1 protein-coding gene (only partly in view) is annotated in these 26,615 nt (G+C 72.9%); it reads left to right on the forward strand.

Features of this window, described 5'->3' with window-relative positions:
* Positions 1-26,615 carry the 5' portion of a non-ribosomal peptide synthase/polyketide synthase gene (locus tag OV207_RS36820; RefSeq protein ID WP_267559748.1) on the forward strand. The gene runs 2,605 nt beyond the window's last position, so the window shows 26,615 of its 29,220 coding nt (coding positions 1-26,615); the start codon lies at positions 1-3; its stop codon lies beyond the right edge, outside the window.

The raw sequence follows: 26,615 nt of genomic DNA on the forward strand, positions 1-26,615 counted from the left end.
ATGAGCCGCACCGGAACTGAAATCGCCATCATCGGTATCGCCGGTCACTACCCGAAGTCCGAACGGGTCCAGGACTTCTGGCGGCAGGTGCGCGAGGGCACGGAGCTGGTGTCGTTCTTCACGCCGGAGGAGCTGGTGCGGCGCGGCGTGCCGGCGGAGCAGGTGGCCCAGCCCGGGTACGTCCGGGCCGCGGCGTACCTGGAGGAGATGGAGCAGTTCGACGCCGCGTTCTTCGGCATCACGCCTCGGGAGGCGGCGCTGCTGGATCCGCAGCACCGTCACTTCCTGGAGTGCGCGTGGGAGGCGCTGGAGGACGCCGGGTACAACCCGCAGCAGGTGCCGGGCCGCGTGGGCGTCTACGCGGGCGCGGCCATGGACACCTACCTGCTCTACAACCTGATGCGCAACCCGGTGGCGCTGGCCACGGATCCGCTCCAGCTCCAGCTGGCCAACGACAAGGACTACCTGACGACGCGGGTGTCCTACAAACTGAACCTCCGCGGCCCCAGCCACCTGGTGCAGTCCGCGTGCTCCTCGTCGCTCGTCGCCACGCACGTCGCCTGCCAGGCCCTGCTCAACGAGGAGTGCGACGTCGCCCTCGTCGGCGGGGCCTCCGTGCTCGTGCACACCCGGAATGGCTACATGCACTCCGCCGGGGGCGTGGCCTCCGTGGACGGGCACTGCCGCAGCTTCGACGCGGACGCCAGCGGCACCCTCTTCGGCAGCGGCGTGGGCTGCGTGGTGCTCAAGCCGTTGGACCGGGCGATGGCGGATGGTGACACCGTCCACGCCATCATCCTGGGCACCGCCATCAACAACGACGGCAGCAACAAGGTCGGCTTCACCGCCCCCAGCATGGACGGCGTGTCGGAGGTGGTGCAGGAGGCGCTCGGCAACGCGGGCGTGGAGCCGGACAGCATCGGCTACGTGGAGGCCCACGGCACCGCGACGCGGCTGGGCGACCCCATCGAGCTGCAGGGCCTGACGCGCGCGTGGCGCAAGTCCACCAAACGCAAGCAGTTCTGCGCCATCGGTTCGGTGAAGTCCAACGTGGGCCACCTGGACGCCGCGTCCGGCGTGACGGGCCTCATCAAGGTCGCGCTCGCGCTGCGCGACCGGGTCATCCCCCCCAGCCTGCACTTCAAGCGCCCCAACCCGGCGCTGGAGCTGCCGGAGAGCCCCTTCTTCGTCAACGACCGTCCCCTGCCCTGGGACGCCCCGCCGGGCGGCGCCCCCCGGCGCGCGGCCGTGTCCTCGTTGGGCATCGGCGGCACGAACGCGCACATCATCCTGGAGGAGCCGCCCCGCGCGGAGACCTCCACCCCCGCGGAGCCCTACCAGCTCCTGGTGCTCAGCGCGCGCACGGCCGGAGCGCTGCAACGCGCCACCGACAACCTGGCGGACCACCTGGCGGACCTGCCGGAGACGCCGCTCGCGGACGTGGCATTCACGCTCCAGGCCGGACGCCAGCACTTCACGCACCGCCGCTTCGCCGTGGTGCGCGACGCGCAGGACGCGCTCGCGGCGCTGTCCACACCGGAGCGGCTGCCCACGCGCCAGCAGGCCGCCCAGCGGCCCCCGGTGGCGTTCCTGTTCTCCGGCCAGGGCTCGCAGTACGCCGGCATGGCCGCGGGCCTCCACCGCCGCGAGCCGGTGTTCCGCGAGCACTTCGACGCGTGCGCGGAGCGGGTGCGCGCCCTGCGCGGCGCGGACCTGCGCACCCTGGTGCTGGGCGGCGCGGGCGAGGAGGCGGACGCGCGGCTGAAGGCGACGGAGTGGGCCCAGCCCGCCCTCTTCGCGGTGGAGTACGCGCTGGCCCGGCTGCTGATGCACTGGGGCCTGCGTCCCACGGCGCTGCTGGGACACAGCATCGGTGAGTACGTCGCCGCGTGTCTGGCGGGCGTCTTCACCGTGACGGACGCGGTGACGCTGGTGTGCGAGCGCGGCCGGCTGATGGCGGGCCTGCCCCCGGGCGCGATGAGCGCGGTGCCCCTCGCGGAGGACGCGGTGCTGCCCCTGCTGGGGAGGGAGCTGTCGCTGGCGGCGGTGAACGCCCCCGGCCGCTGCGTCGTCGCGGGTCCCCTGGCGGCGGTGGAGTCACTCGAACGGCTGCTGGACGCGCGCGGGCTCAAGGCGCGGCGGCTGCACACGTCGCACGCCTTCCACTCCTCCATGATGGACCCCATCCTGGAGCCCTTCACCCGCGCGGTGCGCGCCGTGGAGCGCAAGGCGCCGCAGGTGGAGCTGTACTCCAACCTCACGGGCCAGCCCCTGACGGCGGCGGAGGCCACGGATCCCGACTACTGGGCCCGGCACCTGCGCGGCGCCGTCCGCTTCTCCCAGGGCATCACGGCCCTGCTGCGCAAGCCGGACCTGCTCGCGCTGGAGGTGGGCCCCGGCAACGCGCTGACGACCTTCACGCTCCAGCACCCGGAGCGCGCGGCGGGCGTCGTCGTGTCCCCCACGCTGCCGCACGCGCTGGAGCGCGAGCGCGACGTGCCCGTCCTGCTGGAGGCCGTGGGCAAGGCGTGGCAGGCGGGCGTGGAGGTGGACTGGAAGGCCTTCAACGGCCGCGCGGCGCGCCGACGCGTGTCGCTGCCCACCTACCCCTTCGAGCGGCAGCGCCACTGGCTGGAGCCCACCCTGGGGCCAGGAGCGCCGCCGCCGGGCGCCACCCAGGCAGCGCCCCCCGTCCAGGAACCCGCCGACACCGTGGCCCCGAGCGCGGAAGCCGCGGCCGACCCGGGCAACCGGCCGGAGCTGAGCGTCTCCCATGCGCCGCCTCGCGACGCCCTGGAGACGGAGCTCTGCGAGGTGTGGAGCGGGCTGCTCGGCATCCACCCCATCGGCATCCACGACAGCTTCTTCGAGCTGGGCGGGGACTCGGTCATCGGCCTGCAACTGCTCGGGGCCCTGCGCGACCGCTGCCGCGTGGAGCTGGCGGTGCGCGAGCTGTTCGAGTCGCCCACGGTGGCGCGGCTCGCGGAGCGCGTGCGCGAGCGCCAGCGCCCCCGCTCCGAGGCCCCGGCCGTGCTGGCGCTCCCGCCCCTGGTGGCGAGCGGACGCGAAGGCCCGCTGCCGCTGTCGTCCTCGCAGCAGCGCCTGTGGTTCCTGGAGCAGCTCGAACCCGACACGGCCACCTACAACCTGCCCGCGGTCCTCCAGATGGAGGGCGCGCTGGACGTGGAGGCGCTGCGCCGAAGCCTGGACGCGCTCGTGCAGCGACACGAAGCGCTGCGCACCACCTTCGCGTCGGTGGGCGACCAGGGCGTGCAGCACATCCACCCGCCCACGCCCGTCCCGCTCGAATGGGTGGAGCTGCGCGCGCTGCCGCCGGAGACCCGCGACGCGGAGGCGCGGCGGCGCGCCCTGGAGGAGCTGTCCCGCCCGTTCGACCTCACCCACGGTCCCCTCCTGCGCGCGACCCTGCTGCGCCTGGACGACGCGCGGCACGTGCTGGCGCTGGTGATGCACCACATCGTCTCCGACGGCTGGTCCATGGGCGTGCTGGTGCGGGAGCTGGCCTCGCTCTACCTGTCCTTCCGGGCCGGACAGCCTCCAGCGCTCCCCCCGCTGCCGGTGCAGTACGCCGACTACGCGCTCTGGCAGCACCGCTTCCTCACCCAGGGCGACGGACTGCCCACGCAGCTCGCCTGGTGGCGTGAGGCGCTGGCCGGCGCGCCCGCGACGCTGGAGCTGCCCACCGACTTCCCGCGTCCCCCGGTGCAGTCCTTCCGGGGCGCCGTCGTCCCCCTCCACCTGCCGCGCGAGCTCGCGGACGCGGTGAAGGAGCGGGCCCGCCAGCAGGAAGCCACGCCGTTCATGGTGCTGCTGGCCGCCTGGTACACGCTGCTCCACCGCTACAGCGGGCAGGACGACATCCTCGTCGGCTCGCCCATGGCCGGCCGCCGCTTCTCCGAGCTGGAGGGGCTCATCGGCTTCTTCGTCAACACGCTGGTGCTGCGCGCCCGTCCCGGCCAGGCCGCGTCCTTCCGCGCCCTGGTGGATCAGGTGCGCGAGGCGACGCTGGGCGCCTACGCGCACCAGGACGTGCCCTTCGAGAAGCTGGTGGAGGAGCTCCAGCCCGCGCGCAACCTGGGCCTCCCGCCGCTCTTCCAGGTGTTCTTCGCCCTCCAGAACGCGCCGCAGGGCGTGCTGGAGGTGCCGGGCATGAAGTTGCAGCCCCTGGACCTGGACCCCGGCACGTCGAAGTTCGACCTGGAGGTGTCCCTCTTCCCCACGCGTGACGGCTTCCACGGAACCCTCACGTACAACACCGACCTGTACGCGCCCGCCACCGCCGAGCGCCTCGCGGGACACCTGCGCGTGCTGCTGGAGGGCGCGCTCGCGTCGCCCGACGCGCCGCTGGCCACCCTGCCCCTGATGCCCGTGGCCGAGCGGCTCCAGGTGATGGAGGGCTTCAACGCGACCGACGCGGACTACCCCGCGGACACCTGCCTGCACACCCTGGTGGAGCGGCAGGCCGCGCAGCGTCCGGACTCCGTGGCCGTGGAGTCCGGCGAGCACCGGCTCACGTACGCGCAGCTGGACGCGCTCGCGAACCGGCTCGCGCACCGCCTGCGCTCGCTGGGCGTGGGCCCCGACGTGGCCGTGGCGCTGTGCCTGGAGCGCTCGCCGGAGCTGGTGGTGACGCTGCTGGCCATCCTCAAGGCCGGCGGCGCCTACGTGCCGCTGGACGCGTCCTATCCCGCCCAGCGCCTGACGCACATGCTGGAGGACTCCGGCGCGCGGGTGCTGGTCACCACGCGGGAGCTGGGCGCGAAGCTGCCGGAGCTGGAGTCCGCGCGGCGCATCTTCGTGGAGGAGGACGGCTGGAAGGCCCTGCCGTCCACGCCGCCCGTCACCGGCGTGTCGGCACGGAACCTGGCCTACGTGGTCTTCACCTCCGGGAGCACCGGCCGCCCCAAGGGCGTCGCGGTGGACCACCGGAGCATCCAGCGGCTGCTGCACGCGCCCCGCTACGCGCACCTGGGACCCGAAGAGACGTTCCTGCTCATCGCGCCGGTGTCCTTCGACGCCTCCGTCCTGGAGCTGTGGGGGCCGCTCGCCTTTGGCGGCAGGCTGGTGCTCTTCCCGCCCCAGTCCCCCAGCGACCTGGAGCTGCTGGGCCACGTCCTGGAGCACCACCGCGTCACCACGCTGCACCTCACCTCCGGCCTCTTCACGCAGGTGGTGGACCTGAAGCCGGAGAGCCTGCGCGGCGTCCGGCAGCTGCTCACCGGCGGCGACGTCGTCTCCGCCCCGCACGTGCGCAAGGTGCTGGAGACGCTGCGCATCCCCGTCACCGCCTGCTACGGCCCCACGGAGGCCACGCTCTTCACGACGTGCTTCCGGATGACGCGGCCGGAGCAGCCGGGCACCACCGTGCCCATTGGCCAGCCCATCTCCAACACGCGGGTGTACCTGCTGGACGACCACTTCCAGCCCATGCCCGTGGGCGTCCCGGGAGAGCTGTACGTCGGCGGACCCGGCGTCGCGCGGGGCTACCTGGGCCGGCCGGACCTCACCGCCGAGCGCTTCGTGCCGGATCCGTTCGGCGCCGAGGCGGGGGCCCGGCTCTACCGCACCGGCGACAAGGCGCGCTGGCGCGCGGACGGGGTGCTGGAGTTCCTGGGCCGCGCCGACCTCCAGGTGAAGGTGCGCGGCTTCCGCGTGGAGCTGTCCGAAGTGGAGGCCGCGCTGCTCGCGGCGCCGGGCATCCGCGCCGCCGTGGCCGTGGTGCGCGAGGACGTGCCGGGCGACAAGCGGATCGTGGGCTACGTGGTGCCCCCCGAGGGCCAGGTGGTGGACCTCGGCGCGCTGCGCGCGTCGCTCCAGCAGCGCCTGCCGGAGTACATGGTGCCGTCCGCCATCGTCCCGCTGGACGCCCTGCCCCTCACGGCGAACGCCAAGGTGGACCGCAAGGCCCTGCCCGCGCCGGAAGGCGCGCTCACGCAGCGGGCCTACGTGGCCCCGCGCACGGACACGGAGCGGCGGCTCGCCCTGCTGCTGGCGGAGGTGCTGCGCGTGCCGGACATGGGCGCGCAGGACGACTTCTTCGAACGGGGCGGCCACTCGCTGCTCGCCACCCAGGCCCTGTCCCGCCTGCGCGCGGCCTTCGGCATCGCCCTGCCGCTGCGGGCCCTCTTTGAATCGCCTTCCGTGGAGCGGCTGGCCATCCAGGTCGATGCCGCGCTCCAGGCCGGGCCGGGCAGCCGGCTGGCGCCGCTCAAGCTCGCGCCTCGCGACGGCGTGCTCCCGCTGTCGTTCGCGCAGCAGCGCCTGTGGTTCCTGGAGCAGCTCCAGCCCGGCACCGCCACGTACAACATCCCGGCGGCGCTCCGCATGGAGGGCGCGCTGGACGTGGAGGCGCTGCGCCAGGGCTTCGACGCGCTGGTGTTCCGCCACGAAGCCCTGCGCACCACCTTCCGTGACGCCTCCGGCAGGCCGGTCCAGGTCATCCGTCCGGCCGCGCCCGTGCCGCTGCCCGTGGTGGACCTGTCCGGGCACGCGGAGCCCGAAGCGGAGGCCACGCGCCTCATGCTGGCGGAGGCCGTGCGGCCCTTCGACCTGGAGCACGGTCCGCTGCTGCGCATGACGCTGCTGAAGCTGCACGGCACGCGGCACGTGCTCTTGATGACGATGCACCACATCGTCTCCGACGGCTGGTCCATGGGCGTGCTCATCCGCGAGATGGCGGCCCTCTACCGCGCCTTCCGGGCCGGACAGCCCGCGCCGCTGGCCCCGCTGCCGTTGCAGTACGCCGACTACGCGCACTGGCAGCGCGACGTGCTCCAGGCCGAAGCGCTGGAGTCACAGCTCGCGTACTGGCGGCGCCAGCTGGCCCACGTGCCGCGCTCGTTGGAACTGCCCACCGACTTCCCCCGCCCCGCCACCCTGTCCCCGCGCGGCGCCTCACAGCCGGTGCACCTGCCGCGCGCGCTCACCGCCGCGCTGGAGGCGTTCTGCCTGCGCCAGGGCGTCACGCCCTTCATGGCGCTGCTCGCGACCTTCCAGGCGCTGCTGGGTCGCTACAGCGGCCAGGACGACGTCGTCGTGGGCACGCCCGTCGCGGGTCGCGAGCGGCCGGAGTGGGAGGGCCTCATCGGCCTGTTCGTCAACACGCTGCCCCTGCGCGCGCGCCTGTCCGGCGCGGAGAGCTTCCTGACGCTGCTGGGCCAGGTGCGGGAGACGACGCTGGGCGCGCTCGCGCACCCGTCGGTGCCCTTCGAGCGGCTGGTGGAGGCCCTGGACCTGGCGCGTGATCTCAGCCGGCCGCCGCTCGTCCAGGTGCTGTTCGCCCTGCAGAACGCTCCGGGCGGAGCGCTGGAGGCCGGTGGGCTGACATTCGTCCCGGTGGAGCAGGAGAGCCAGACGGCCAAGCTGGAGCTGGTGCTGTCCCTGACGGACACCGGGGACGGCTACCGCGGCTCGCTCGAGTACAGCACCGACCTGTTCACCGCGGCGACCGCGGCCCGGATGGTGACGCACCTGGGCGTGCTGCTGGAGTCCGCCCTGGCCCGGCCGGAGGCGCGCCTGGACGACCTGGCCTGGCTCACGCCCCCGGAGCAGCAGCGCATCCTCGAAGCGTGGAACGACACCCGCGCCGACTTCCCGCGCGAGCGCTGCCTGCATGAGCCGTTCATCGCCCAGGCCCTGCGTACCCCGGACGCCATCGCCGCGGAGCTGGGCGATGAGCGGCTCACGTACCGCGAGCTGCACCTGCGCTCCAACCGGCTCGCGTGGCACCTGCTGTCGCTGGGCGTCCGGCCGGAGCAGACCGTGGCCTTCTGCCTGGAGCGCTCCTTCGACCTGCTGGTCGCGATGCTCGGCATCCTCAAGGCGGGCGGCGCGTACGTCCCCATCGACGCGGAGTACCCCGCGGATCGCTCCGCCTTCATCCTGCGCAACTCCGGCGCGGCCATCCTGCTCACCCAGGCCCCCCTGGCGGACGCGTTCAGCGACACCGGCGTGCGCGTCCTCTGTCTGGGCGAGGGCGGGCTGGACCTGGGCACCGGCCGCGAGGACACGCCGACGACGGACGTGCGGCCTGACAACCTGGCGTACATCATCCACACGTCGGGCTCCACGGGCCGGCCCAAGGGCGTCTCCGTGCGCCACGCGCCCGCCATCAACCTCATCCACTGGGTGAACACCACGTTCCAGGTGGGCCCGTCGGAGCGGCTGCTCTTCGTCACCTCGCCCTGCTTCGATTTGTCCGTCTACGACGTGTTCGGCGTGCTCGCGGTCGGCGGGACGTTGGTCGTCGCCACCGCGAAGGACCTGCGCGATCCAGAGCGGCTGGCCGCGATGCTGCGCGAGCGCGACATCACCTTCTGGGACAGCGCGCCCGCCGCGCTCCAGCAGTTGACGACCCACTTCGGCGCGGGCGGCCCGGCCCTGCGGCGCGTGTTCCTCTCCGGCGACTGGATCCCCCTCACCCTGCCGGACGCCATCCGCGCCGTCTTCCCCCACGCCCAGGTCATCAGCCTGGGCGGCGCCACGGAAGCGACCATCTGGTCCAACTTCTTCCGCGTGGGCGCGCTGGAGCCCGCGTGGACGTCCATCCCGTATGGCCGCCCCATCTCCAACGCCCGCTACTACGTGCTCGACGCGCGCCTGCGTCCCCAGCCGGTGGGCGTCACGGGCGATCTCTTCATCGGCGGCGAGTGCCTGGCCGACGGCTACGCCCACGCCCCGGCGCTCACCGCCGAGCGCTTCGTGCCGGATCCCTTCCATGCCGGGGAGGGGGCGCGCATGTACAAGACGGGAGACCGGGCCCGCTTCTTCCCGGACGGCAACATCGAGTTCCTGGGCCGCGCCGACCAGCAGGTGAAGGTGCGCGGCTTCCGCGTGGAGACCGGTGAGATCGAGACGGTGCTCGCGGAGCATCCGGCGGTGCACGAGGCGGTGGTGGACGCCCGGGGCCCCGCGCGGGGAGACCGGCGGCTGGTGGCGTACCTGGTGGCGCGCGCGGGCGAAACCCTGCCCTCCGTGTCCGAGCTGCGCCGCTGGGCAGGCCGCAAGCTGCCCGAGTACATGGTGCCCTCGGCCTTCCTCGCCGTGCCGGCCATCCCCATCACCTCCAACGGCAAGGTGGACCGCAAGGCGCTGCCGGATCCCGACGGCGCCCGCCCGGAGCTGGAGCGCGAGTTCGTGGCGCCCCGCACCGCCCTGGAGCAGGCGCTCGCGTCGCTGTGGGCGCAGGTGCTGCGGCTGGAGCAGGTGGGCCTGCACGACAACTTCTTCGAGCTGGGCGGCCACTCGCTGCTGGCCACGCAGGTCATCTCCCGCGTGCGCGAGTCCCTGGGCGCGGACCTGCCCGTGCGCGAGCTCTTCGTCGCCCCCACGGTGGCGGAGCTGGCCGCGCGCATCGAGCTGACGCGGGCCCTGCCGTCGGTCGCGACGACGCCCCTGCTGCCCCAGGCCCGCGACGGGCGGGCCTTCCCGCTGTCGTTCGCCCAGCAGCGGCTGTGGTTCCTGGACCAGATGGAGCCCGGCAGCCCCTTCCACAACATCGCCACCGCGATCCGGATGGACGGGCCGCTGGACGTGGCCGTGCTGGAGCGCTGCTTCCAGCACCTGGCGCGGCGGCACGAAGCGCTGCGCACCACGTTCCGCTCGGAGGCGGACGGCCCCGTGCAGGTGCTGGCCGGGGACACGTCGCTGACGCTGGAGCGCGTGGACCTGGAGGCCCTGTCTCCGGACGAGCGCGAGCGCGAGTCCGCGCGCCTCACCGCCGAGGAGGGCCTGAAGCCCTTCGACCTGGCGCGAGGGCCGCTGATGCGCGCGTCGCTGCTGCGCCTGGAGCCCCAGCGCCACCTGCTGCTGCTGACCCTGCACCACGTCGTCTCCGACGGCTGGTCCATGGGCGTGGTGGTGCGGGAGATCGCCTCGCTCTACGCGGACCTCTCCGCGGGCGGTGAGCCCTCACTGCCCGCGCTGCCCGTGCAGTACGTGGACTACACCGTGTGGCAGCGGCGCACGCTCCAGGGCGAGGTGCTGGAGCAGCAGCTGGGGTACTGGAAGTCGAAGCTCGCGGGCGCGCCCCGCGTGCTGGAGCTGCCCACGGACCGCCCGCTCCCCGCGGCCCAGACGTTCCATGGCGCCCGGGTGCCAGTCCGGTTGCCGAAGGACGTGTCCCAGGCGATCAAGGCGCTCGCACTGCGCGAGGGCGCCACCCCCTTCATGGTGCTGCTCGCGGCGTGGCAGACGCTGCTGCACCGGTACTCCGGGCAGGAGGACGTGCTCGTGGGCTCGCCGGTGGCCGGGCGCCACCGGGTGGAGACCGAGGCGCTGGTGGGCTGCTTCGTCAACACGCTGGTCCTGCGGGCGAAGCCCCGTGGCGACCTGCGCTTCAGCGAGCTGCTGGCCCAGGTGAAGGAGGCCGCGCTGGGGGCCTTCGCGCACCAGGACCTGCCCTTCGAGAAGCTGGTGGAGGCGCTCCAGACCGAGCGCAGCCTGAGCCATCCGCCGCTGTGCCAGGTGACGTTCACCCTGCACAACACGCCGATGCCGGAGCTGTCCGTGCGGGGGCTCGCGCTGCGGCTGCTGGATCCGGAGCCGCGCACGTCGCCCTTCTTCCTCTCGCTGCACCTGGAGGAGACGGCGGAGGGCTTCACCGGCGCCATCGTCCACAACACCGACCTCTACGACACCGCCACGGTGGAGGCGATGGCCTCCCACCTGGCCACGCTGGCCCGGGGCATCACCGAGGCGCCGGAGCGGACCCTCGGCGCGCTGCCGCTGATGGACGCGGCGGAGCAGGCACGGCTGCTGCGCGAGTGGAACGCCACCGCGTCGGACTCCCCGCGCGATGCGTCCATCCACGAGCGGTTCTTCGCGCAGGCCGCGCGCACGCCGGACGCGGTCGCGCTGGTCCAGGCGGAGCGGACCCTGACGTACGCGGAGCTGGAGCGGCGCTCCAACCAGGTCGCGCACCACCTCCGGGCGCTGGGCGTGACCGCGGGCGCGCGAGTGGGCGTGTACCTGGAGCGTTCGGTGGAGCTGGTGGTGGCGCTGCTGGGCGTGCTGAAGGCCGGGGCCGCCTACGTGCCGATCGACGCCGGGGCCCCCGCGCAGCGGCAGATGTCCATGCTGTCGCAGGCGCGCGTGGGCGTCCTGCTGACGCAGTCCTCGCTGGCGGATGACCTGCCGGAGACCGGCGCCCTGCTGGTGCTCGTGGACGAGGAGGCGAAGGCGCTCGCGGCCCGGCCGGTGAGCGCACCCGAATCGCGCGGAGGCGCGGAGGCCCTGGCCTACGTGATGTTCACCTCCGGGAGCACGGGCCAGCCGAAGGGCGTGTGCGTGCCCCACCGGGGCGTGGTGCGGCTCGTGGAGGGCCAGGGCTTCGCGCGCTTCGGACCGGAGCGCACCTGGCTCCAGGCCGCGCCGGTGGCCTTCGACGCGTCGACGCTGGAGATCTGGGGCGCCCTGCTGCACGGGGCTCGGCTGGTGCTGGCCCCGCCGCACGCGCTGTCGTTGGAGGAGCTGGGCGGGCTGCTGACGCGGCACGCGGTGGACTCGCTCTGGCTCACCGCCGCGCTGTTCGAACAGATGGCGCAGCACCAGCCGGACGCGCTGGCGAGCGTGAACCAGTTGCTGGCCGGAGGCGACGTGCTCCCCGCCGTGCGCGTCCGGGAGCACCTGGCGCGGATGCCGCAGGGCGCGGTGCTGATCAACGGCTACGGGCCGACGGAGAACACCACCTTCTCCGTGACGCAGGCGCTGCGGCACGGGGACGCGGTGGACCACCAGGTGCCCATTGGCCGGCCCCTGGCGCACTCCACTGCGTACGTCCTGGATCCGGCCGGTCGGCCCGTTCCGGTGGGCGTGCCCGGTGAGCTGCACGTCGGAGGCGACGGGCTCGCGTGGGGCTACCTGGATCAGCCGGAGCTGACGGCGGAGCGCTTCGTCCCGAACCCCTTCGGGACCCTGCCGGGGACGCGGCTCTACCGCACCGGCGACCAGGTGAAGTGGCGGGCGGACGGGACGCTGGCGTTCCTGGGCCGCACGGACTTCCAGGTGAAGCTGCGCGGCTTCCGCATCGAACTGGGCGAGGTGGAGGCCGCGGTGCGCCGGTGTCCTGGCGTGGCGGAGGCCGTGGTCGTGGTGCGCGAGGACGTGCCGGGCGACAAGCGGCTCGTCGCGTACGTGGCGGGTACGCAGGAGGACGGCAAGGCGGTCCGGGCCTGGGTGCAGAAGGTGCTGCCGGACTACATGGTGCCCTCGGCGGTGGTCCTGCTGGACGCGCTGCCGCTGTCGCCCAACGGCAAGGTGGACCGCAAGGCCCTGCCCGCGCCGGAGGCCCCGGCACCGGCGCAGGCGGACGCCTTCACCGCGCCCCGCGATGAGACGGAAGCCCGCCTCGCCGCCATCTGGGCGGAGGTGCTGCACCTGGAGCGCGTGAGCGTCAGCGACGACTTCTTCGAGCTGGGAGGCCACTCCCTGCTGGCCACCCAGGTGGTCTCCCGCATCCGCGCCACGCTGGGCGTGGAGCTGCCCCTGGGCCAGTTGTTCGAAGCGCCCACGGTGGCGCTGCTCGCGGAGCGCCTGGCGCACCTGCCGCGCGTCACCGCGCCCGCGATGGAGCGGGTGGAGCACGCGGGGCCCCCTCCCCTGTCGTTCGCGCAGCAGCGTCTGTGGTTCCTGGATCAGCTCCAGCCGGGCGGCACGACCTACAACGTGCCCAGCGTGGTGCGGCTGGAGGGCGCGCTCGACACGGAGGCCCTGCGGCGGGCGCTCCACGCCCTGGTCCAGCGTCACGAAGTGCTGCGCACCACCTTCCCGCTGCAAGGCGATGCGCCCGTGCAGCACGTCCACCCGGAGTCGCTCACGGCGCTGGCCGTCGTGGACCTGGAGCCCGTGCCCGCGGCGACGCGCGAGCAGGAGGCCCGGCGGCTGGCGGTGACGGAAGCCTGGCGCCCGTTCGACCTGGCGCGCGGGCCGCTGATGCGGACCACGCTGCTGCGCCTGGAGCCCCAGCGGCACCTGCTGCTGCTGACGCTGCACCACATCGTCACCGACGGTTGGTCCATCGCGATCCTGGTGCGCGAGCTGGGCGAGCTGTACCGCGCCTTCCACGAAGGCGTGACGCCCGCCCTGCCGCCGCTGCCGCTCCAGTACGCGGACTACGCCGTGTGGCAGCGCAAGTGGCTGCGGGAAGAGACGCTGGGGCGCGAGCTGGCCTGGTGGCGCGACGCCCTGGAGGGAGCGCCCGCGGCCCTGGAGCTGTCCACGGACCGACCCCGGCCCGCCGTGCAGACCTTCAACGGCGCGGCCGTCCCCGTGCGGCTGGAGCGCGCGCTGGGTGACGCCGTGAAGCAGCTGGCCCAGAAGCACGGCGCCACCGACTTCATGGTGCTCCTGGCGGCCTGGCAGTTGTTGCTGTCGCGCTACTCCGGCCAAGACGACGTGAGCGTCGGCTCGCCCATCGCGAACCGCCACCACGCGGAGACCGAGGGCCTCATCGGCTTCTTCGTGAACACCCTGGTGCTGCGCGCCCGCATCGACGCGCGGGACTCCTTCGCGGGGCTGCTGGCCCGCGTGCGGACCACGGCGCTCTCGGCCTACGCGCACCAGGACGTGCCCTTCGAATGGCTGGTGGAAGCGCTGCACCCCCAGCGCGACCTGAGCCGGGGTCCGCTGTTCCAGGTGATGTTCGCGCTCCAGAACGCCCCGGGCACGACGCTCGCGCTGCCCGGCCTGGTGCTGGGCATGGAGCCCGTGGAGGACACCAGCGCCAAGTTCGACCTCGGCCTCGGCCTGGAGGAGCGCGACGGCGTGTTCGTCGGGACGCTCGGCTACAACACGGACCTCTTCGACGAGGCGACGGTGGCGCGCATGGCGCGGCACTTCGCGCGGCTGCTCACGGCGGTGACGGCGGACGCGGATGCACCCGTGTCCCACGTCAGCCTGCTGGACGCGGCCGAGCGCGAGCAGGTGCTCGTCGAATGGAACCGCACGGGCCCGGTGCCTTCGACGGCCGGGGCCCTGCACCACCTGGTGGAAGCCCAGGTGGAGCGCACCCCGGACGCCATCGCGTTGGTGGTGGGCACGCAGCGGCTCACCTACCGGCAGCTCGACGCGCGGGCCAACCAGCTCGCGCACCACCTGCGCGCGCTGGGCGTGGGCCCGGACGTTCCGGTGGCCGTGTGCCTGGAGCGCACCGCCGAGCTGGTGGTGGCGCTGCTGGGCGTGCTGAAGGCCGGCGGCGCCTACGTGCCGCTGGATCCGGCGTACCCGCATGAGCGGCTGACCTCCATGCTGGAGGACTCGAGCGCGCCCGTGCGGCTGACGCAGCGTTCGGTGGCGGAGCGGCTGGCGGCCCCCGGCGTCCAGGACGTGCTGCTGGACGGCTTCACGGCCGTGGCGCATCAACCGACGCACCGGCCGGCACGCATCGACCTGTCGGATCCGCTGGCCTACGTCCTCTACACGTCCGGAAGCACGGGGCGCCCCAAGGGCGTGGCGGTGGCACACCGCAGCGCGGTGGCGTTCGTGCACTGGGCGCTGGACACCTTCTCCCGTGAGCAGCTGGCCGGCGTGCTGGCGGCGACGTCGGTGAGCTTCGACCTGTCCGTGTTCGAGCTGTTCGTCCCCCTGGCCCGTGGCGGCCGGGTGTACCTGGCGGACAACGCCCTGGCGCTGGCGTCGCTGCCGGCGCGCGACGAGGTGACGCTCGTCAACACGGTGCCCTCCGCGATGGCGGAGCTGCTGCGGATGCAGGCGCTCCCTGCCTCGGTGCGCACCGTCAACCTCGCCGGAGAACCGCTGCCGGCGGCGCTGGCCCGGGCGCTGTACGCCACCGGGACGGTGCGGGACGTCTACAACCTCTACGGCCCCACGGAGGACACGACCTATTCGACGTACGCGCGGGTGTCGGAGCAGTCCGCGCTGCCGCCGTCCATCGGCCGCCCGCTCGCGGGCACGCAGGCGTACGTGCTGGACGCGGAGCTGCGCCCCGTGCCGGTGGGCGTGTCCGGGGAGCTGTACCTGGGCGGGGCCGGGCTGGCGCGCGGCTACCTGCACCGGCCGCACCTGACGGCGGAGCGCTTCGTGCCGGATCCGTTCGCGTCCGTCCCGGGCGCGCGCATGTACCGGACGGGCGACAAGATCCGTTGGAAGGCGGACGGCACGCTGGAGTACCAGGGCCGCATCGACTTCCAGGTGAAGGTGCGCGGCTTCCGCATCGAACTGGGCGAGGTGGAAGAGGCCCTGCGCGCCTTCCCTGGCGTGTACGAAGCGGTGGTGGTGGTGCGCGAGGACGTGCCCGGCGACCGTCGGCTCGTCGCCTACGTGGCACCGACCCAGGCCGGCGCCCTCCCGGACGTAGCGGCGTTGCGCGCGCACGTGCAGCAGCGGCTACCCGGCTTCATGGTGCCCGCGGCCCTGGTCGTGCTGCCCGCGCTTCCCCGGACGCCCAACGGCAAGGTGGACCGCAAGGTGCTGCCCGTGCCGGAGCAGCCCACCGGGAGCGGAAGCTTCCAGCCGCCCTCCACCCCCACGGAGCAGGCGCTCGCCGAGCTGTGGTCGCAGGTGCTGGGCATCCCGCGCATCGGCGTGGACGATCAGTTCTTCGAGCTGGGGGGACACTCCCTGCTCGCGACCCGCGTGGTCAGCCGCATCCGCTCCACCTTCGGGGTGGAGCTGCCGCTGCGCGTGCACTTCGAGGCGCCCACCCTCCGCGAGCTGGCCCGGAGGATCGACGCCACCGCGAAGGGTCTGCCCGGGCTCCCCCCGCTGGTGCCCACGTCACGCGACGGCGTCCTGCCGCTGTCGTACGCGCAGCAGCGCCTGTGGTTCCTGGATCAGCTCCAGCCCGGCTCCCCCGCGTACAACATGCCCGTGGCGCTGCGCGCGGAGGGGCCCCTGGACGTCGAGGCCCTGGAGCGCGCCTTCGAAGCGCTGGTGCACCGGCATGAAACGCTGCGCACCACCTTCCCGCAGCGCGACGGCGCGCCCGTGCAGCACATCCTCCCGGCCGCGCCCTTCCACCTGCCTCGCACGGACCTGACGGCCGCCGCGAACCCCGAAGCCGAAGTGCACCGGCTCGCCGCGGAGGAGGCCGCGCGCCCCTTCGACCTCGCCGCCGGCCCGCTGCTGCGGGTCCACCTGCTGAAGCTGGGTGGGTCCCAGCACGTCCTGCTGCTGACGCTGCACCACATCATCTCCGACGGCTGGTCCACCGGCGTGCTCGTGCGCGAGATGGCCGCCCTGTACGAGTCGCTCCGTCAGGGCCGCTCCACCGCGTTGCCCGCGCTGCCGGTGCAGTACGCCGACCACGCCGCGTGGCAGCGCTCGTGGCTGCACGGCGACGTGCTGGAGCAGCAGGTCTCCTGGTGGCGCCAGCACCTCGCCGGTGCCCCCACGCAACTGGAGCTGCCCACCGGGACATCGCGCCCCTCCGCCCCGACCGCGCAGGCAGCGCGCATCCCGTTGAGCCTGCCCCGGGAGCTGAGCCACGCCGTCGACGCACTGGCCCGGAAGGAAGGGGCCACGCCGTTCATGGTCCTGCTGGCCGCGTACCAGCTCCTGCTCTCGCGCTACACCGGGCAGGACGATCTGCTGGTGGGCACGCCCATCGCGGGCCGGCGCTTCTCTGAGCTCGAAGGCCTCATCGGCTTCTTCGTCAACACGCTGGTGCTGCGCGCGCGGCCCGGCGCGGTGGCTTCGTTCCGGGAGCTGCTGGCCCAGGTGCGCGAAGGCACGCTGGGCGCCTTCGAACACCAGGACGTCCCGTTCGAGAAGCTCGTCGAGGAGCTGCATCCCGAACGCGACCTGGACCGCACGCCCCTGTTCCAGGCGTTCTTCGTGTTGCAGAACCTGCCGGTGGAGGCGCTCGCCCTGCCCTCCCTGACGCTCCGTCCCTTCGGGGAGGAGCTCGCGGCTCCCAGCAAGTTCGAGCTCTCCCTCAACCTGAGCGACACGCCGGACGGACTCCAGGGCGTGCTCCAGTACCGCGCCGCGCGGATCTCCAGGGCCACGGCCACCGGCCTCGCGCGGCACTTCCAGGTGCTGCTGGAGTCCCTCGTCGCCAGGCCCGAGCAGCCCCTCCACGACCTGCCGCTGCTGACGCCCGAGGAGCGCCAGCGGATGCTCGTGGACTGGAATGACACCGCCCGGGAGCCGGTGCGCGAGAGCACCTTCCACGGCCTCTTCGAACAGCAGGTGGCGCGCACGCCCGGCGCCCCCGCGGTCCGCGACGAGGACGAAGTCCTGACCTTCACCCAGCTCAACGCCCGAGCGAACCAGCTCGCCCACGCGCTGCGAGCCCGGGGGGTCGGGCCGGAGGTGCGCGCCGCGCTCTGCTTCGAGCGGTCCGTGGAGATGGTGGTCGCGCTGCTCGGTGTCCTCAAGGCCGGCGGCGCCTACGTGCCCCTGGATCCTGCCTGGCCGGTCCAGCGCAGGACCTTCGCCATCCAGGACAGCGCTGCCTGCGTCGTCCTCGCTCCCCAGCGGTTGGCAGCAGAGCTGGAGGCTTCGGGCCTCCAGACGCCGTGCCTGGACGCGACGGGTGAACACCTGGCCTCGGAGCCGACGCACGACCCGGCGCCGTGGGCCGGCCCCGGGAATCTGGCCTACGTCATCTACACCTCGGGCTCCACGGGCACGCCCAAGGGCGTGATGGTGCAGCACCGCTCGGTGCTCAACCTGCATGCGGCGCTGAAGCGGACCGTCTACGAAGCGCAGCCTTCCGGCCTGCGGGTCAGCGTCAACGCGCCGCTTGCCTTCGACGGCTCCGTCAAGCAGGTCGTGCAACTGCTGGACGGCCACTGCCTGTGCATTGTCCCGGACGCCATCCGTCAGGACGCGGAGGCCATGGTGCCGTGGGTGCGCGGGCTCCGCGTGGACGTGCTGGACTGCACGCCGTCCCTGCTGCGACTGCTGCTCCAGGCGGGACTGCTGGATGGAGACTTCGCCCCGGCCCTGCTCGTGCCCGGCGGTGAAGCCCTGGATGAGACGACGTGGGCGACGCTCGCGGCATCGACGCGAACGCGCACCTTCAACGTCTATGGCCCCACCGAGTGCACGGTGGACGCCACCGCCTTCGCCGTCCGCCCGGCGACGCGCCCCACGCTGGGCGGGCCGCTGCTCAACGTGCGCACGTACGTGCTGGATGCGCACCAGCAACCGGTGCCCGTCGGTGTCGCCGGTGAGCTCTTCATCGCGGGAGCGGGCCTGGCGCGCGGCTACCTGGGCCAGCCCGCCCGCACCGCCGAGCGCTTCGTCCCGAACCCCTTCGCCACCACCCCCGGCGAGCGCATGTACCGCACGGGCGACAAGGCGCGCTGGAGCGAGGACGGCACGCTCGAATACCTGGGCCGCATCGACTTCCAGGTGAAGCTGCGCGGCCTGCGCATCGAGCTGGGTGAAATCGAAGCCCTGCTGCGTCAGCACCCCGCCGTCGCCCAGGCGCTCGTCCTGGTGCGCGAGGACGTACCGGGCAACGCGCGGCTCGTCGCCTACGTCGTCCCGAGCACCCGCGCACCCGACGCCGCCGAGCTGCGCGCCCACCTCCAGCAGACGCTGCCCGAGTCCATGGCGCCCGCCGCCTACGTGATGCTGGACGCCCTGCCCCTGACGCCCAACGGCAAGGTGGACCGCAAGGCGCTGCCCGTGCCCGAAGCCCAGGCGCACGCCCACGAAGCCCCCCGGCTCGGGACCGAGCAGAAGCTCGCGGCCCTCTGGTCCGACGTGCTGAGCGTGCCCACCGTCGGCGCGCGGGATGACTTCTTCGCCCTGGGCGGCCACTCCCTGCTGGCCACGCGGGTGATCGCCCGGATCCGCGCGGCCTTCGACGTGGAGCTGCCCGTGCGCGCCCTCTTCGAGGAGCCCACGCTGCGGAGGCTCGCCGCGCGCATCGAGCACGCGGGCCGCGCCAGGGACCTCCCCCCGCTCGTGCCCGTCCCGCGCACGGACGCGCCGCCGCCCCTCTCCTTCGCCCAGCAGCGGATGTGGTTCCTGGACCAGCTCCAACCGGGCTCGTCCGCGTACAACATCCCCGTGGCGCTGCGGATCCACGGCTCCCTGGATGCGACGGCGCTGGAGCGCGCCTTCGAAGCGCTGGTGCACCGGCACGAAGCCCTGCGCACCACCATCGCGCAGCATGAGGGCGTGCCCGTACAGCACATCCACCCGCCCGCGTCCTTCCACCTGCACCACACGGACCTGACGGGCTCCGCCAATCCGGGAGCCGAAGCACGACGCCTCGCAGGTGAGGAGGCCGCGCGTCCCTTCGACCTCGCCACCGGACCGCTGCTGCGTGCCCACCTGCTGCGGCTGGGTGAGGCCCAGCACGTGCTGCTGCTGACGCTGCACCACATCATCTCCGACGGCGAGTCCACCGGCGTGCTGGTGCGCGAGGTGGCCGCGCTCTACCAGGGCTTCCGCGACGGCACGCCCACGGCCCTGCCCGCGCTGCCGGTGCAGTACGCCGACCACGCCGCGTGGCAGCGCTCGTGGCTGCACGGTGACGTGCTGGAGCGTCAGGTCGCCTGGTGGCGTCAGCACCTGGCCGATGCGCCGGCGCACCTGGAGCTGTCCACGGACTTCGCGCGTCCTCCCGTCCCATCCACGCGCGGGGCCTCGGTGGACTTCCGCCTCCCCGCGTCGCTGCTGCGGACGTTGGAGAGCTTCAGCCAGCAGGAGGGCGCCACCCTGTTCATGGGACTGCTGGCGGCGACCTCCGCGGTGTTGTCACGCCACACCGGCCAGGGCGACGTCGTCATCGGCGCGCCCATCGCGGGCCGGCGCTTCGCGGAGCTGGAAGGGCTCATCGGCCTCTTCGTCAACACGCTGGCCCTGCGGGCCCGCCCGGGGGACGCGGCGTCGTTCCGGCAGCTCCTGGCGCAGGTGCGGGAGACCACCCTGGAGGCCCACTCGCATCAGGACGTCCCGTTCGAGAAGCTCGTCGAGGAGCTGCGCCCTCGGCGCGACCTGAGCCGCACGCCCCTCTTCCAGGCGATGCTCCTGGTCCAGAACGCGACCGATCGCGCCCCCCAGACGTCCCAGCTCTCGTTCGAGCCCGTCGAAGTCGAGCAGGTCACCGCGAAGTTCGACCTGACCTTCGCCTTCTCCGCCTCCCCTGAAGGGCTGTCCGGCTCCATCACGTACAGCACCGACCTCTTCCGTGAGGACAGCATCCGCCGGCTTGCCAGCCACTTCCAACGACTGCTGGAAGGCGCACTGGCCCATCCGGAAGCCCCGCTCCAGGAGCTGCCCCTGCTGAGCACCGGGGAGCGCGAACAACTGCTCACCGCGTGGGACGCCGACGCCCAGCCCCTGCGCCGGGCCCCGCTCCATCAGCGCATCGAAGCGCAGGCGCTCCGCACCCCCGAGGCCACCGCCCTCATCGTCGGGGACCAGCGCCTGGGCTACGCGTCGCTCGACCTGCGCGCCAATCAGTTGGCGCATGCCCTGCGCGCACGGGGCGTGGGGCCCGAGGTTCGCGTCGCCGTCCTGCTGCCTCGCACCGAGGACTTGCTGGTGACGCTCCTGGCCGTCCTCAAGGCGGGCGGCGCCTACGTGCCCCTGGATCCGGCCTACCCGAGGCAGCGACTGGAGGGCATGCTCGCGGACTCGGGGGCTTCGCTGCTGGTGACGCTCCAGTCCCTGGTGGACCTGCTGGGCCCCGCCAACGCTCCGCGGGCCGTGCTGTGCCTGGACACCGAGAAGGAGGCCCTGGCCTCACGCTCGCGCACGCCTCCCGGCGTGGAGGTTCCCAACGACGCGCTCGCGTACGTCATCTACACGTCGGGCTCCACCGGCACGCCCAAGGGAGTGGCGCTGAGCCACGCGAACGCGTCCGCCTTCCTCGACTGGGCCTGCCGCGTCTTCTCACCCGCGCAGCTCGCCGGCACGCTGGCGGCGACCTCCGTCTGCTTCGACCTGTCCGTCTTCGAGCTGTTCGCGCCGCTGTGTTGTGGCGGCACCGTGCTCCTGGCGGACAACGTCCTCGCGCTGGCCTCGCTGCCAGCGCGCGATGAGGTGACGCTCGTCAACACCGTGCCCTCCGCCATGGCGGAGCTGCTGCGCGCGGGGGCGATCCCTGCCTCGGTGCGCACCGTCAACCTGGCCGGAGAGCCGCTGCCCGGCACCCTGGCCCGGGCGCTCCACGCCACGGGCTCCGTCCAGCGCGTCTTCAACCTCTACGGCCCCACCGAGGACACCACCTACTCCACGTTCCTGGAGGTGCCCGCGGGTGCCGGTGAACCCACCATCGGCCGGCCGTTGCCGGAGACCCACGCCTACGTCCTCGACGCCCGGCTCCAGTTGCAGCCGCCCGGTGTTCCCGGGGAGCTGTTCCTCGCGGGCGCGGGGCTCGCGCGGGGCTACCTGAACCGTCCGGCGCTGACGGCCGAGCGCTTCGTCCCGGACCCCTTCAGCCCCACGCCGGGCGCTCGCATGTACCGCACCGGCGACCTCGTGCGCCGCCGCGCGGATGCCCAGCTGGAGTACCTGGGCCGCACCGACTTCATGGTGAAGCTGCGCGGCTTCCGCATCGAGCTGGGTGAAATTGAAGCCACCCTGCGCCAGCACCCGTCCGTCCAGCAGGCGCTCGTCCTGGCACGCCGCGACTCCCCCACCGGGGACCCGCGCCTCGTCGCCTACGTCGTCGGCGCCAACGCCCACCCGAGCGAGCTGCGCGCCCACCTCCAGCAGAAGCTGCCCGAGTACATGGTGCCCGCCGTCTTCGTGCCGCTGGACGCCTTCCCCCTCACGCCCAACGGCAAGGTGGACCGCAAGGCCCTGCCCGCGCCGGAAGCCAGCGCCACGCAGCGCGACCGCTACGTCGCCCCGCGCACGCCCACGGAGCGGCAGCTCGCCGCGCTCTGGTCCGAAGTGCTCCGCGTCGAGCGCGTGGGCAGCGAGGACCACTTCTTCGAGCTGGGAGGCCACTCGCTGCTGGCCACGCAGGTGGTGGCCCGCGTCCGCGCCACCTTCGGCGTGGAGCTGCCGCTGCGCGCCCTCTTCGAGGCTCCGACCCTGGAGCAGCTCGCCCAGCGCATCCAGCAGTCGGGACACACGGCCGCGCTGCCCGCCCTGCGGCCCACGCCGAGGACGGACGCGGGCCTGCCGCTGTCCTTCGCGCAGCAGCGCCTCTGGTTCCTCGCCCAGCTCCAGCCTGGGGACGCGTCCTACAACATGCCCTTCGCGCTCCGGCTGGAAGGCACCCTGGACGCTGCCGCTTTGGAGCAGGCCTTCACGGAGCTGGTGCGCCGTCACGAAGCCCTGCGCACCACCCTGGTGGATGAGGGCGGCGCGCCCATGCAGCGCATCCATCCGCCGACGGCCTTCCAGTTGCCGGTGGTTGACCTCAGTGCGCACGAGGCTGCGGAAGCCGAGGCCCGCCGTCTGGCCCACGCGGATGCAGCGCGTCCGTTCAATCTCGCCAGCGGACCGCTCCTGCGAGCAAGCCTCCTGCGGCTGTCCGAGCGGCAGCACGCGCTGCTCCTCAACCTGCACCACGCCATCTCCGACGGCTGGTCCAGCGGGGTGCTGGTGCGCGAAGTGGCCGCGCTCTACGAGGCCTTCCGTCAGGGCCGCCCCTCGCCCCTGCCCGAGCTGTCCGTCCAGTACGCCGACTACGCCGTGTGGCAGCGCCAGTGGCTCTCAGGCGACGTGCTCGCGCGCCAGGTGGCGTGGTGGAAGCAGCAGCTCGCGGGAGCCCCCACGCAGTTGGCGCTGCCCACGGACTTCCCCCGTCCTGCCGTCCCCTCCAACCGGGGCGCCCGGGTGCCACTGCGCCTGTCCCCCGAGCTGAGCCGGGCCGTCGAATCCCTGGCCCAGCGCGAGGGCGCCACGTCCTTCATGTTGCTGCTCTCCGCGTGGCAGCTCCTGCTGTCGCGCTACAGCGGCCAGGATGACCTCCTCGTCGGAACGCCCATCGCGGGACGCCGTCACGCGGAGACGGAGGGCCTCATCGGCTTCTTCGTCAACACGCTGGTGCTGCGCGCCCGGGCGGACGGAGCGAGCACCTTCCGCCAGTGGCTCGCCCAGGTGCGCGAGTCCACCCTGGGAGCCTTCGAGCACCAGGACGTCCCCTTCGAGAAGCTCGTCGAGGAGCTTCAGCCGCAGCGTGACCTGAGCCGCTCCGCCCTCTTCCAGGCGTTCTTCGCGATGCAGAACGTGCCGGTGCAGGCGCTCGCCCTGCCCTCGCTGTCCCTGCACCCGCTCGGGGACGACGCGGAGGGCCTGGCCAAGTTCGAGCTCTCCCTCGACTTGAATGAGACGCCGGAGGGCCTCCTCGGCTCCCTCCAGTACAGCGTCGACCTGCTCACCCCGGCCACCGCCAACCGCATGGCCCGGCACTTCCAGGTGCTGCTGGAGGCCATCACTGCCCAGCCCGACCTGCGCCTCTCCGAGCTGACGATGCTGACGCCCGACGAGCGCCAGCAACTGCTCCACGGCTGGAACGAAACCCGCGAAGCGCTGCCGCAAGGCCTCACGTTCTCCGCCGCCTTTGAACAGCAGGCCGCCCGCACGCCGCAAGCACCCGCGGTGTCCTTCGAGGACACGGTGCTCTCCTTCGAGCAGCTCAACGCCCAGGCCAACCAGCTCGCTCGCCACCTGCGCACGCTGAGCGTGGGCCCCGAGTCCCGCGTCGCCCTCTGCTTCGAGCGCTCCGTGGACATGCTCGTCGCCCTCCTGTCCGTCCTGAAGGCTGGCGGCGCCTACGTCCCGCTGGACCCGGCATGGCCCGAGCAGCGTCGCGCCTTCGCCATCCAGGATTGCGCGGCGACGGTGGTCCTCACGCAGCAACACCTCGCCACCTCCTGGCTGCCGGAGGGTGTGTCCGTGGTGCGCGTGGACGTGAAGGACGCCCCCTGGGCCACGCTCCCCAAGCACGACCTGGAGCCGAGCGCGACGTCGGAAGACCTCGCTTACGTCATCTACACCTCAGGTTCCACGGGCACGCCCAAGGGCGTGATGGTGCGGCACGGCGCGGTTCTCAACCTGCACGCAGCCCTGCGGCGCACCGTCTACCAGGGGCTGTCCACGGGTACGCGCGTCAGCCTCAACGCGCCGCTGGCCTTCGACGCCTCCGTACAGCAGCTCGTCCAACTGCTCGACGGCCACTGCCTGTGCATCGTCCCGGAGGCCACGCGTCAGGATGCGGAAGCCCTGGTGGCATGGCAGCGGCGGCACCACGTCCAGGCCATCGACTGCACGCCGTCCCTGCTGCGGCTGCTGCTCCAGGCGGGCCTGCTGGAAGGCGCGGGCGCGCCCACGCTGCTGGTCCCCGGTGGTGAGGCCATCGACGAGGCCACCTGGAACGTGCTGGCCGCGTCCGAAACCACGCGCACCTTCAACGTCTACGGCCCCACCGAGTGCACCGTCGACGCCACCACCTTCGCGCTCCGCAAGGGCACGAAGCCCACGTTGGGAGGCCCGCTGCTCAACACGCGCACCTACGTGCTGGACGCGAACCTGCACCCCGTCCCGGTCGGCGTGGCCGGAGAGCTCTTCATCGCGGGCGCGGGCCTGGCGCGAGGCTACCTGGGCCGCCCGCACCTCACCGCCGAGCGCTTCGTCCCGAACCCCTTCGGCTCCGAGCCCGGCGAGCGCATGTACCGCACGGGCGACAAGGCCCGTTGGACGCAGGACGGCACCCTGGAGTACCTGGGCCGCATCGACTTCCAGGTGAAGCTGCGCGGCTTCCGCATCGAGCTGGGTGAAATCGAGGTCGCCCTCCAAAACCATCCGGACATCCAGGACGCCACCGTCCTCGTCCGCGAGGACGTCCCGGGCGATCAACGCCTCGTCGCCTACGTGGTGCCGAGCGCGGCACCAGGTCCGACCACGACCCCGGGTCCGAACACGGCGCCAGGGTCGAACGTCGCGCTGGAGCCGAACGCCCTGCGCGCGTTCCTCAAGCAGCGGCTGCCCGAGTACATGGTGCCGGCGACCTTCGTCACGCTGGCCACCCTCCCGCTGACGGCCAACGGCAAGGTGGACCGCAAGGCCCTCCCCGCGCCGGAAGCCAGCACCCAGCAGCGCGAGCGCTACGTCGCCCCCCGCACGAGCACGGAGCGGCAGCTCGCTGAACTCTGGGCCCAGGTGCTGCGCATCGAGCGCATCGGTCGGCAAGCTCACTTCTTCGAGCTGGGAGGCCACTCGCTCCTCGCCACGCAGGTGGTGTCGAGGGTCCGCGCCGCCTTCGGCGTGGAGCTGCCGTTGCGAGCCCTCTTCGAAGCACCCACCCTGGAGCAGCTCGCCCTGCGCGTGGAGCAGGCCCCCAGCACCCAGGCCCTGCCCGCCCTCGTCGCCACGCCGAGGACGAACGCCTCCCTGCCCCTGTCCTTCGCGCAGCAGCGGCTGTGGTTGCTCGAACAGCTCCAGCCCGGAGGGTCGGCCTACAACATCCCGTCCGCGCTCCGGCTCGATGGAGCCTTGAACGTGGGCGCGCTGGAGCAGGCCTTCACGGAGCTGGTGCGCCGTCACGAAGCCCTGCGCACCACCCTGCATGAGGCGGACGGCGCGCCGGTGCAGCACATCCATCCGCCGATGGCCTTCCATCTGCCGGTGGTCGACCTGGCCGCGCACAAGGCCCCGGAAGCCGAAGCCCGGCGCCTGGCCCTGGAAGAAGCAGGAACGCCGTTCGATCTCGCTCGCGGGCCGCTCCTGCGAGCAAGCCTGCTGCGGCTGTCCGCGCAGCAGCACGTCCTGCTCCTCAACCTGCACCACGTCATCTCCGACGGCTGGTCCAGCGAGGTGCTGGTGCGCGAGCTCGTCGCGCTCTACGAAGCCTTCCGTCAGGGCCGCCCCTCGCCCCTGCCCGAGCTGCCCGTCCAGTACGCCGACTACGCCGTGTGGCAGCGTTCGTGGTTGCAGGGCGACGTGCTGGAGCGACAGGTGGCGTGGTGGAAGCAGCAACTCCTGGGTGCACCGCACACGCTGGAGCTGCCCACGGACTTCCCGCGCCCGCCCGTGCAGTCCATGCGCGGAGGCTCCGTCCACTTCCGCCTGCCCGTGTCGGTGAGCCAGGCGCTGGAGTCCCTGGGCCAGCAGGAGGGAGCCACCCTCTTCATGGTCCTGCTCGCCTCCACGCAGGCCCTGCTCGCGCGCTACTCCGGCCAGGATGACGTCGTCATCGGCACGCCCATCGCTGGCCGTCGCTTCGCGGAGCTGGAAGGCCTCATCGGCTTCTTCGTCAACACGCTGGCGCTGCGAGCCCGCCTGGACGACGCGCCCACCTTCCGCCAGCTGCTGGCACGGGCGAAGGAGACGACCCTGGGCGCCCAGGCCCACCAGGACGTGCCGTTCGAGAAGCTCGTCGAGGAGCTGCAAACGCGACGGGACCTGAGCCGCACGCCGCTCTTCCAGGCGATGCTCGTCGTGCAGAACACGCCCGCGTCGAGTCCCGCCACGGCGCAGGGGGCACTGTCGCTCCACCCCGTGGAGGTGGGGAGCCACGCCGCGAAGTTCGACCTCACGTTCGCCTTCGCCACGTCACCGGAAGGTCTCCGGGGCTCCATCACCTACGGCGCCGACCTCTTCCGGGAAGAGACGATCCAGAGGCTCGTGAAGCACCTCCAGGTGTTGCTCGAGTCCGCGGTGGCCACGCCCGACACCCGGGTCGCCGAGCTGCCGATGCTGACGTCCGACGAGCG

This window comes from Corallococcus sp. BB11-1, from assembly GCF_026626625.1.
Lineage (GTDB): Bacteria > Myxococcota > Myxococcia > Myxococcales > Myxococcaceae > Corallococcus > Corallococcus soli.